Source organism: Bradyrhizobium liaoningense (assembly GCF_018130825.1).
In the GTDB taxonomy this organism is placed as follows: Bacteria; Pseudomonadota; Alphaproteobacteria; order Rhizobiales; family Xanthobacteraceae; genus Bradyrhizobium; species Bradyrhizobium liaoningense_B.
In genome coordinates this window covers 15,883-26,571 of sequence record NZ_JAFCJS010000006.1, presented here as the reverse complement: position 1 = coordinate 26,571, position 10,689 = coordinate 15,883, and the positions used below count along the sequence as shown (strand labels likewise).

Sequence of the window (10,689 nt, the reverse complement as noted above, 5' to 3'; positions counted from 1 at the left end):
GATGGCCCGTCAGGGCCAGACCCGGAATCTCGAGATTCCGGGTTCGATGCTTCGCATCGCCCCGGAATGACGAAGAACGTAATCAGAAAAACGCCTGGATGCCCGTAATCGCACGTCCCAGGATCAGGGCGTGGACGTCGTGGGTGCCCTCGTAGGTGTTGACCGTCTCGAGGTTATGGACGTGGCGCATCACGTGGTACTCGATCGAGATGCCGTTGCCGCCGTGCATGTCGCGGGCGGTGCGGGCGATGTCGAGCGCCTTGCCGCAATTGTTGCGCTTCATGATCGAGATCATCTCGGGCGCGAACTTGCCCTCGTCCATCAGGCGGCCGACGCGAAGCGAGCCCTGCAGGCCGAGCGCGATCTCGGTCTCCATGTCGGCAAGCTTCTTCTGCACCAGCTGGGTCGCCGCGAGCGGCTTGCCGAACTGCTTGCGGTCGAGCGTGTACTGGCGGGCGCGGTGCATGCAGTCTTCGGCCGCGCCGAGCGCACCCCAGGAGATGCCATAGCGGGCGCGGTTGAGACAGCCGAACGGGCCCTTCAGGCCGGAGACGTTAGGCAAGAGCGCGTCTTCGGGAACCACGACGCCGTCCATCACGACCTCGCCGGTGATGGAGGCGCGAAGCGAGAGCTTGCCGCCGATCTTCGGCGCGGAGAGGCCCTTCATGCCCTTTTCCAGCACGAAGCCGCGGATCTGGTTGTCGTGCGCCGCCGACTTGGCCCAGACCACGAACACGTCGGCGATCGGCGCGTTCGAGATCCACATCTTGCTGCCGGTGAGGCGATAGCCGTCCGAGACCTTCTCGGCGCGGGTCTTCATGCCGGCCGGATCGGAGCCGGCGTCCGGCTCGGTCAGGCCGAAGCAGCCGACCCACTCGCCGCTGGCGAGCTTCGGCAGGTACTTCTTGCGCTGGTTCTCGTCGCCATAGGCGTAGATCGGATACATCACCAGCGAGGACTGCACCGAGTTCATCGAGCGGTAGCCGGAATCGACCCGCTCGATCTCGCGCGCGACGAGGCCATAGGCGACGTAGCTCGCATTGGCGCAGCCATATTCCTCGGGCAGCGTGATGCCGATCAGGCCGAGCTCACCCATCTCGTTGAATATCTCGCGGTCGGTCTTCTCTTCCAGATAGGCCTTGGAGACGCGGGGCAGCAACTTGTCCTGGGCATAGGCACGGGCGGTGTCGCGCACCATGCGCTCGTCTTCGGTCAGCTGCTCGTCGAGCAGGAACGGATCGTCCCACTGGAAAGAAGCCGCAGCCGGCTTGTCCTTGGCCTGAGGGCGCACGCTCATGAAACGTCCTTTCGCGTCTGGTTCCGTCTAATAATTGCCCGACAAATTAAAGCGCCGCGGCAACAAGTGCAAATGCATCCTGGTTTCGGTCATTCCGGCTCGCGCAACGGCGAACCCGGCATGTCTTTGCTTACCACCTCGAGATTTCGGGTCTGGCGCTTTCAGCGCCATCCCGGAATGACACTGCGTGTCAGGTTTCGAGCTGCTCGTTGGCGACGATCTCGATGCCGAAGCCCGACAGGCCCTTGTAGTCGTGCACCGAGGAGGTGAGATGCCGGATCGAGGTGACGCCGAGATCGCGCAGGATCTGCGCACCGACGCCGATCTCGCGCCACTGGCGGTTGCGGTCGGCCTCCGTCGAGGTCTCGTCCGGAAGCGGGGACACGGGCACGCCGGCAGCGCCGTCTCGCAAGTAGACCAGCACGCCGCGGCCGGTCTTCTTGAAATGCTCGAGCACGGCGGCCATGCGCTTGTGGCCGGTGAAGGTGTCCTTGACGATGTTAGGCTTGTGGAAGCGCGTCAGCACGTTCTTGCCGTCGCCGACACCGTTGTAGACGAAGGCGACGTGGGCGATGGAATCGAACGGCGAGCGGTAGGCATAGCCCTGCAAGGGTCCGATCGGGCTATCGATGACGAAGGTCGAGACCCGCTCGATCAGCTTCTCGCGCGCCTGGCGGTAGGCGATCATGTCCGCGATGGTGACGTGTTTGAGCTTGTGCCTGGCGGCGAACTGCGCGACCTGCTCGCCCTTCATCACGCTGCCGTCGTCGTTCATCAGCTCGCTGATGACGCCGACCGGCGGCAGGCCGGAGAGCTTGCAGAGATCGACGGCGGCCTCGGTATGGCCGGAGCGCAGCAGCACGCCGCCGTCCTTGGCGATCAGCGGGAAGATGTGGCCCGGCCGGGCGAAGTCGTTGGCGCCGACATTCGGGTTGGCGAGCGCGCGGCAGCACGAGGCACGCTCCTCGGCCGAGATGCCGGTGCCGCCGTCGGGCTTGTAGTCGACCGAGACCGTGAAGGCGGTGGTGTGCGCGGAATCGTTGTGGGCGACCATCGGATCGAGCCGCAGGCGGCGGGCGTCCTCGGTGGTCACGGGGGCGCAGACGATGCCGGAGGTATGGCGGATGATGAACGCCATCTTCTCGGCGGTGCAGAGCGAGGCGGCGACGATCAGGTCGCCCTCGCCCTCGCGGTCCTCGTCGTCGGTGACGACGACGAGCTCGCCCCTGGCAAAGGCCTGCAAGACTTCCTGGACGGTATCGGGCATGTCCCAATCTCTATCGGTTACGGGGCCGGAGGCTTAGCCGGACGCCTTAGCCGGACTTGGCTCCAAGCGCTAGTGTCCTGGACGCAACCGCATATGCCTGATGGCGGGCCGGCCCGCGGGCCTCAGGCTTGCACCGAAGATACCAAGGATATAGGTGCGCGAGGCCCGGACGGAAGACGGCAAACCGCCCGTCAGGGCAGCACCTCGCGCCGCTCGCCGAGCCGCAGATCGAGCTCGGCGCGCTTGTCGTCGAGCAGGCCGGCCTGGGCGGCTTCGATCACGGTAAACAGCTCATGAGCATCGCTGAGCCGGGTCACCGTGACGTAGCTGGCGCCGGCCGCATAGAGCTCCCCCACATCCGACAGCAGATCGGCCGTGGCAACGATCAATGCGGTCGGATTGAGGGTGCGGACGTGACGGACCAGCTTCTCGTTGCTGGCGCCCTTCAAGAGCGCGTCCGGCACGCTGAGGATGATCATCTCGGACTTGCCGACGCCGGCATGGAGCAGCGTGTCGGCGCTGCTGATGTCGCCATAGATCACGTGCAGGCCGCGCGATAACAGCGTCTGGTACACATTGGGGTTGAAATCGACCACCGTGATCTGCTCCAGCAGCACCGGCGCCTGCCGCTCGATCTCCGCCAGCAGCGCGCTCGCCGCACGGAAAAAGCCGAGGATGACGATGCGGCGGGCCTCGCCATGGCCGCCCTCGTGGCTCTCCTCGGCATGGCCGTTGCCGTGATCGAGATCGCGCAGGCCGATCCGCTTCAACGGGCCGATCGCCCAGCGGGTGATCTCGTCGCTGCGGCTCATCGCGAAGGTCGAGAGCACCGCCAGCACCACGAAGGCGAAAGAGGCGGCATTCGCCGTCTCGGCTGCGATGTGGTGGTCGTTGACGCCGGTCTGGATCACCACCAGCGAAAACTCGGAGATCTGCGCGAGGTTGAGCGCCGGCAACAGGCTCGCGCGCAGCCCCTGCTTCATCAGGTAGAGCGGCGTGAAGGTGGTGACGAGGCGGCTCACCACCGTGAACGCCGCGATCATCAAGGCAAGCCCGATCACGGAGAGGCCGGGCACGGGAATGGTCATGCCGAGCGCGACGAAGAACAGCGTGATGAAGAAGTCCCGCAGCGTGGTGACCTTGGCGGTGACGTCGAGCGCGTAAGGAAAGGTCGAGAGCGAGACGCCGGCGATCAGGGCGCCCATCTCGCGCGACAGCGACAGCCGCTCGGCGGTCTCGGCGACGAGAAAGCACCAGGCGAGCGCGCCGAGCAGGATCAGCTCGGGGCGGCGGGCGATCTGGTGGAACAGGCGCGGCAGTACGTAACGGCTGACCAGGAGCGCAGCCGCAACCAGCACCGCGACGCGGCCGATCGAGAGCAGGATGACGGTGACTTCCAGATTGGCAAGGCTCGGCTGCACCGCCAGGAACAGGATGGCGAAGATGTCCTGCAGCACCAGCACGCCGAGCGTGATGCGGCCCGGCAGCGTGTCGAGTTCACGCTTCTCGTAGAGCACCTTGACGATGATGACCGTGCTCGACAGCGCGCAGGCGACACAGAGATAGACCGCGTCGAAATGGCCGCCACCGAGCGACAGGCCGATGCCGACGAAGAACAGCACGCCGAGCACACAGCCGCCGAGCAGCTGGCCGCCCGCCGCAAACAGGATCACCCTTCCGGCCCGGACGATCTTCTTCAGGTCGATCTCCAGGCCGATCATGAACAGCATGAAGATCAGGCCGAGCTCGGAGATGACGCTGATCGACTCCTGCGAATGGACCCAGCCGGCACCGAATGGACCTATGCAGAAGCCGGCGATAAGGTAGGCCAGGATCAGGGGTTGCCGGGAGAAATGGGCGAGCAGGCCCAGCCCCCAGGCAAACAGAATACAGAGGGTGATGTCGCGAATGAGCTCATGCATGCCAAATTGGTCCGTTTTGCCGCACCCTAGTGGCGGGTTGCGGCGCGGCAAGCGAGCAATTCGTCACATGCGGTTCGTGCTCTCTTTGATAGCCCTGCTGGGTCCATTCGCGTCCGCATTGCCAGCCGCCGCGCAATCCAAGGTCAATATCGAACAAACCTTTGCCGATTCGCTCACTGCGCTGCCGAAGGAGGAGCTCGCCGCCTCCGGCGGATTCTACGTGCCGGCCTATTCCAGCGTCGCGATGAGCCAGGGCAAGCTGCGTGTCGACTTCTCGGTGACGTTGAGCGTGCACAACGCCTCCGAGACCCAACCGCTGGTCCTCAAACGCATCGCCTATTTCGACACCGCAGGCAAGCAGGTCGAGAGCTATCTGAAGGCGCCAGTGGCACTAAAACCCCTCGCCACCGTCTCGATCTTCATCCCGACCGACGACGTGCGCGGCGGCACGGGCGCCAATTTCATCGTCGACTGGGCCGCCACGGGCGAGATCTCCGAACCGGTGGTCGAGGCCTTGATGGTTGGCGGCGTCGCCAATGCGCATTACGCTTTCATCAGCCAGGGCCGTCCGACCCGGACGGCCGGCAAAAAGTAATAGCCGTCCGAACCCGGGCGGCCAGCAAAGTCGTAAAGCAGGCCGGTGCAAAGCCGGCCGCTCAACAAGAACAAAACGAGGAACGCCCCCATGACGTCCAGCTTCGATTTCGCGCCCCTGTTCCCCGCAGGGCTGCCGGCCCCGACTGCGCGCTGGACGGGCCTTGCCAAATACAGCTTCGTCGGTGGCAACAATGATTCCGAACAGGTGCCGCTCGACGAGCTGATCGAAGCAACCAACACGGTGCTGCGGCGCGAGGGCCGCTCCATCGCCACTTACGGGCTGGCGCATGGTCCGCAGGGCTACCTGCCCTTGCGCGAATTCCTGGTCACCAAGTTGAAGCGCGATGCCGGCATCAACTGCACCGTCGACGATCTCCTGATCGTCTCGGGATCACTCCAGGCACTGGACCTCGTCAACAACACGCTGCTGACGCGCGGCGACACCGTGATCTTCGAGCAGGACAGCTATCAGGGCTCGTTGACACGCCTGGCGCGGCTCGGCGTCAATGTCGTCGGCATTCCCCTCGACAGGGACGGCATGCGCATGGACGCGCTGGCCACAGCGCTGGCCGATCTGAAGAGCCGCGGCATCCGCCCGAAATACGTCTACACCATTCCGACGGTGCAGAACCCGACCGGCAGCATCATGCCGGAGAGCCGCCGCGCCGAGCTGGTGCGGCTGTCCGCCGAATATGGCGTGCCCATCTTCGAGGACGATTGCTATGCCGACCTGGTCTGGTCGGGGCAGCGGCCGCCGGCGATCCATGCGATGAGCCCGAACGGCGGCGTGATCCATATCGGCTCGTTCTCGAAATCGATCGCGCCGGCGCTGCGCGTCGGCTTCATCGTCGCGCCCTGGGATGTGATGTCGCGGATGCTGTCGCTGAAGACGGATGCCGGCTCCGGCGCGCTGGAGCAGATGGTGCTGGCGGCCTATTGCAAGCCGCATTTTTCGACCCACGTGCCGGCGCTGACGAAAGCGCTGCGCACCAAGCTCGACACGCTAATGGAGGCCCTCAACGAGCAGTTCGGAACGGCAGCGGAGTTCGAGGAGCCCAAAGGCGGCATCTTCCTCTGGGTGAAGCTGCCCGAGCAGGTCGATACGCTCAAACTCTATCAGGCTGCGCTGGCCGCCGGCGTCTCGATCAATCCGGGACCGGAATGGTCGACCAACAAGGGCCATTCCAGCTCGCGCCTCAGGCTCTGCTTTGCAAGCCCGACGCATCAGCAGATCCGCGAGGGCGTCGCCGTGCTGGCTGAGGTCTGCCGCAAGGAGTTCGGCGTGCCGTCGCGTAGCGCCAATGTGGAGAAGCGGGCCTGAAGGTAGCGTCAGGCCGCCTGTGGCTGGCTGCTGTGGATCGCGGAGGCCAGCCGCAGCAACAGGACGATCGAGACATTGCCCTTGCCGGCCTCGATCTGGGCGATGTAGCGCTCGGAAATCCCGGAGCGGCGGGCAAGCTCCCGGCGCGACAGGTCGCAGCGGGTGCGCGAGGACCTCAGGCGGTCACCCAGCTCGGCCAGAAACGCGGTCTCCGAATAGGGCGGCACGGCGCAGCTCCCCGGCAGCACTTCGCCCGCAAAATCCATGACTTGATTCAGCATTGGTGTATCCACGTTCGCCTTCGGAGCTGCCATCCTACCCCCGCCACGGCCGGCCTCATTGACGCGGATCAAATTCGCGCGCGATCGGCAGCCGGCGTGGACGGCCGCGCCCGGGATGCTAAACTTTGGAATTCTTCGAGGCCGGGCTTTTCGGGACATGATGCGTTGTTTGAGCCGCTGGACCACGGCTGCATTGCTATGGGTTGCTTTCATATCTTTGGCCCGCGCTGAAACACTTGCGGCGACCGTCGAGCAATGGGGCCTGCTCGGCTCATGGGCAGTCGATTGCGCGGTTCGGCCGGATCGCGACAAAGGCGCGCTGCTGACCTACGAGATCCGCAAGGACGGCCGGGTGATGTACCGGCGCAATTTCGGCGATGCCAGGGACGAGAACGAGGTGGTGTCCGCCACGGTCAACGCCGAAGGCCTGCTCAATGTGATGGTGTACTTCCCCTCGCTGCATCAGGCCCGCGAGTTCGGGCTGCTGCTGGACAAGGACGGCAGCCTGCGCGCGATCTACAATCGCAGCGAGCGCGGCGAATACACGATCAGGGACGGCAAGTACGTCGCCAGCGGCGCGCCGACGCCCACGCAGCAGCGCTGCGATTGAGCATTCCGCTTGAGCATGACCTTTCGGAAAGCCGCTCCTTAACTTTGCACGAGCGCGGCCCTATCGGGTCGGGATCACGCGCTGTCTGAACATCCGTTCAGAATTCTCCTGCGATTCCTCCGGAACGTTCATGCGAATGCGCAGTTTAAATTGGCATTCGATTGGAGGAGGACATCATGAAGAAGCTTGGTTATGTGGTTGCGGCCCTCGGCGCGCTCGCGATCGCAGCGCCGACGCTGGCGAGCGCGGAGACGGTGGTGATCAAGCGTGGTCATCACCACGGCCCGTACGCCGCGCGTGCCGAATACGGCATGCATCGTGACCACGGCTGGCATCGTGGCTGGCGTCATCATGGCGACAAGGTCGTCGTGATCAAGCGCGGCCATCGTCACCACTGGGACTAATGCGCAACGCAAACGTGGAAATGGCCCCTCACGGGGCCATTTCTTTGCATGCTCGAAACGTTCGGCGGAATCAATCCCACGCCGGCGCGAAACCGGGATTGACGCAGCGCCTGTCCTTCGGCAGCGCCGCGATTTTCTTGCGATCGGCCTCGTCGAGCGTGATCTTCAGTGCATCGAGATTGGCCTGCTGGCTCTCACGGCGCGAGGCTTTCGGGATGGCCGCAACGCCGTCCTGGTCGAGCAGCCATTTCAGCGCGACCTGGGCTGCGGTCGCATTGTGTTTGGTGCCGATCTCGGCCAGCACGGGATCCGAGGCAATGCGCCCCTGCGCGAGCGGGCAATAGGCGACCAGCGGGATCGACTTGGGCTTGAGATAGGCCAGCACCTTCGATTGATCGAGCATCGCGTGATATTCGATCTGGTTGCAGGCGATCGGCGCCTTGATGTCCTCGACCGCAATCTTGAGCAGTGCGGTGGTGAAGTTGGCGACGCCGATCGCCCGCGTGCGTCCCTCCTCCTTCAGCTTCATCAAGGTCTCGAACACCGCGCCCCAGTTCGCGGATTGCGACGGCCAGTGCACGAGATAGAGATCGACATGATCGAGCCGCAGCTTCGTCAGGCTTGCATTGAAGGCACGGCGGATCGCATCAGGGCTGAGGTTCTCGTGCCAGACCTTGGTCGTGACGTGCAGCTCGCCGCGCGGCACGCGCGCTGCGGCAAGCGCCGCGCCGATCGGTTCTTCGTTGGCGTACATCTCGGCGGTGTCGATGTGGCGATAGCCGATCGCGAGCGCGCTCTCGACCGCCGCACGGCAGGCATCGCCCTGCATGCGGAAGGTGCCGAGGCCGAGCTTGGGCATGCTGATGCCCTGTGTCTTCAGATTGTCCATGAAACAGGCTCCTGAGTATTTCAGCCCGCCAGTCGCGCGGTGAGGCCGCGGGGACAGACTCTTTGGTGACGGAAAAGAGATGGCGGGAGAACGCACTATAGCGCGGGAGGCGCCGGAGCGGCCAATCAAGATCGGGTTAGCGAGATAGCCGGCCGCTATCACCGCAACAGCCAAACGGCATTTCAGATCATTGCCCTCTCCTGCCAGCATCCCGTCATCGCGGTCATTCCGGCCGCGCGACACGGAGACGACCATGAGGACGATCTTGACGATGGCTGTTCTGGCGGCCGCCCTTGTCGGCGCCACACCTGTGCATGCCGACGGCTTCGCCTATACCGGCTCGCCCAAGCTAGGCGAATTCTATGTCCGGCAACCCACTGCGCCACAGAAGCCGGCCTGGATGAATGCGCGCGCAGAAGCTCCGCAGCCCGTGGCCCGCCAGGTGCGCGGCGGTATCGGCCTGCGGATGCCCTAGGAGTGCTGCGCCACCACCGCCGGGCGCGTCTGCGGCCGCGGCTCGATGTCGACCGACCAGAGATCGCGGTTGTCGACGTCCTTCAGGGTCACGGTCATGACGCCGCTCGCGCCGTCGATATCGACGCGACCGAAGAATTGCAGGCCGAAGCAGGGAGCGAGATTCTCGCCCTGCGCCGCGCTGCAGCCGTTCTGGTACATCGCGACCGGACCAAACGTGTTGTCGAGCGCGCCCGGCCCCCAGGTGCCGGCATGGAGGGGGCCGGAGACGAATTCCCAGAACGGCTCAAAGTCCTGAAACTGGGCCTTGTTCGGATCGTAATAGTGCGCGGCAGTGTAGTGCATGTCGGCGGTGAGCCAGACGATGTTGCGCACGCCCGCGCGCTTGATCGAGGCAAGGAGATCGGCGATTTCGTGCTCGCGCCGGTCCGGCGGACCATCGCCGAGCGCGACCGCGTCGAGGCTGATGAGGCCGATCGGCAGGTCGGCCGCGATCACCTTCCAGGTCGCGCGTGAGGCGGCAAGCTCGCGCTTCAGCCAGGCGAGCTGCTCGGCGCCGAGAATCCAGCCGCGATGATCCTGGCCCTTGTTCCAGGTCTCGTCGCGATAGCTGCGCATGTCGATCATGAAGACGTCGAGCAGCGGGCCGTAGGCGATCTTGCGATAGACCCGACCCTGCGGCGCGCCGATGTCGCGGATCGGCATGAAGTCGAAGAAAGCGCGGCGGGCGCGCGCAACCAGGCGCGAGGTGCCATCGTCCTCGAAACCCGCCTCATCGTAGCTGCCGGACGGCGACCAGTCGTTGGTAACCTCGTGGTCGTCCCATTGCGCGAACATCGGCACCTGCGCGTGGAAGGCGCGAAAGTGCTCGTCCAGATGGTTGTATTTGTAATTGCCGCGGAACTGCGCCAGCGTGTGTGCGGCCTCGGCTTTTTCCTCAGTGACGATGTTGCGCCAGGTCTCGCCATTCGGCAGCGTCTTCTCGGCAGGAATCGTGCAGTCGGCGTAGATGTGGTCGCCGGAATGGATGAAGAAGTCCGGGCGGTTGTCGAGCATGGTTCGAAAGCTACGGTAGCCGCCGCGCGAGACATCGATGCCCCAGCCCTGCCCCGCGGTGTCGCCGGACCACAGGAACGAGATCGAGTGGCCAGCTGCCGGCGCGGTGCGGAAATGGCCGATACGGCTGTCGCCGGCGATACCGGTGGCGATGTCGTCGAAGCGGATGCGATAGAAGATGTCCTGCCCGGGCGGCAGGTCGTTCAGCTGCAGTTTTGCCGTGAAATCCGCATCCGGCAGGGCGTCGCGCGAAGCCGACGCAATGATGGTCTTGAAGCTCTCGACGGTCGAGCACTCCACGTGCATGCGTGCGGCCCGGTCGGCGCGCGCCCAGATCACGGCAGACCCATCCGAGACATCGCCGGACTGGATGCCGCCCGCGATCTGGGGCCGGTCGGAGGCGCGGCTGATGTGGGGCTTTGCGAGTGTGCCGAGCGAGGCGACGGCGAGGCTTGAAGTTGAGCGGACCAGGAATTGCCGCCGGGTCCATGCGCGCGGGGCGCGGAGCGTTGCCATTCAGGAGACCTTCGTCGAATCGCGACGGAAGGTGCCTGCGCTCCTTGACTCCTAT

General features: G+C 64.8%; 11 protein-coding genes. 5 read left to right on the top strand and 6 right to left on the bottom strand.

What is annotated here, in order from left to right:
• Window positions 1-82: 82 nt before the first annotated feature.
• The 3 genes from JQ603_RS24970 to JQ603_RS24960 all read right to left on the bottom strand — a co-directional run bounded on the left by JQ603_RS24970 (window position 83) and on the right by JQ603_RS24960 (window position 4,486).
• Window positions 83-1,297 (bottom strand): acyl-CoA dehydrogenase, encoded by a 1,215-nt coding sequence (locus JQ603_RS24970; RefSeq protein WP_036004014.1) that lies wholly within the window; start codon window positions 1,295-1,297, stop codon window positions 83-85.
• 190 nt (window positions 1,298-1,487) lie between these two features.
• Complete coding sequence (gene ribB / locus JQ603_RS24965) at window positions 1,488-2,564, bottom strand: 3,4-dihydroxy-2-butanone-4-phosphate synthase (RefSeq protein ID WP_212343339.1); 1,077 nt, start codon at window positions 2,562-2,564, stop codon at window positions 1,488-1,490.
• A 191-nt stretch (window positions 2,565-2,755) separates the two neighbouring features.
• On the bottom strand, window positions 2,756-4,486 hold the full coding sequence (locus tag JQ603_RS24960) for a cation:proton antiporter (protein WP_212343338.1): 1,731 nt from the start codon (window positions 4,484-4,486) through the stop codon (window positions 2,756-2,758).
• Between the two features lie 67 nt (window positions 4,487-4,553).
• Between JQ603_RS24960 and JQ603_RS24955 the strand changes: the two genes are divergently transcribed.
• Both JQ603_RS24955 and JQ603_RS24950 read left to right on the top strand, forming a co-directional pair.
• Entirely contained in the window at window positions 4,554-5,081 is a 528-nt protein-coding gene (locus tag JQ603_RS24955) for a DUF3124 domain-containing protein (protein ID WP_212343337.1), read from the top strand.
• Window positions 5,082-5,171: 90 nt separating this feature from the next.
• On the top strand, window positions 5,172-6,404 hold the full coding sequence (locus tag JQ603_RS24950) for a PLP-dependent aminotransferase family protein (RefSeq protein ID WP_212343336.1): 1,233 nt from the start codon (window positions 5,172-5,174) through the stop codon (window positions 6,402-6,404).
• An 8-nt stretch (window positions 6,405-6,412) separates the two neighbouring features.
• Here JQ603_RS24950 and JQ603_RS24945 read toward each other — a convergent pair whose 3' ends face one another.
• Window positions 6,413-6,685 carry a helix-turn-helix domain-containing protein gene (locus JQ603_RS24945; protein WP_018648688.1) on the bottom strand — a complete coding sequence of 91 codons (273 nt, stop codon included), beginning with the start codon at window positions 6,683-6,685 and terminating at the stop codon, window positions 6,413-6,415.
• A gap of 157 nt (window positions 6,686-6,842) precedes the next feature.
• On the opposite strand from JQ603_RS24945, the gene JQ603_RS24940 reads away from it, so the two are divergent.
• Both JQ603_RS24940 and JQ603_RS24935 read left to right on the top strand, forming a co-directional pair.
• Window positions 6,843-7,295 carry a hypothetical protein gene (locus tag JQ603_RS24940; RefSeq protein ID WP_212343862.1) on the top strand — a complete coding sequence of 151 codons (453 nt, stop codon included), beginning with the start codon at window positions 6,843-6,845 and terminating at the stop codon, window positions 7,293-7,295.
• A gap of 176 nt (window positions 7,296-7,471) precedes the next feature.
• Window positions 7,472-7,699, top strand: coding sequence for a hypothetical protein (locus JQ603_RS24935; protein WP_212343335.1), 228 nt, complete (start codon window positions 7,472-7,474; stop codon window positions 7,697-7,699).
• Window positions 7,700-7,769: 70 nt separating this feature from the next.
• On the opposite strand, the gene JQ603_RS24930 is transcribed toward JQ603_RS24935, so the two are convergent.
• Window positions 7,770-8,588: an aldo/keto reductase gene (locus JQ603_RS24930; RefSeq protein ID WP_212343334.1), complete on the bottom strand. Its 819-nt coding sequence runs from the start codon at window positions 8,586-8,588 to the stop codon at window positions 7,770-7,772.
• A 253-nt stretch (window positions 8,589-8,841) separates the two neighbouring features.
• On the opposite strand from JQ603_RS24930, the gene JQ603_RS24925 reads away from it, so the two are divergent.
• A complete protein-coding gene (locus JQ603_RS24925; RefSeq protein ID WP_212343333.1) occupies window positions 8,842-9,063 on the top strand; it encodes a hypothetical protein in 222 nt (73 codons plus the stop codon).
• Here JQ603_RS24925 and JQ603_RS24920 read toward each other — a convergent pair.
• Window positions 9,060-10,634, bottom strand: coding sequence for an alkaline phosphatase D family protein (locus tag JQ603_RS24920; RefSeq protein WP_212343332.1), 1,575 nt, complete (start codon window positions 10,632-10,634; stop codon window positions 9,060-9,062). The two genes, JQ603_RS24925 and JQ603_RS24920, sit on opposite strands and share 4 nt — an antisense overlap.
• Between the last annotated feature and the right edge of the window lie 55 nt (window positions 10,635-10,689).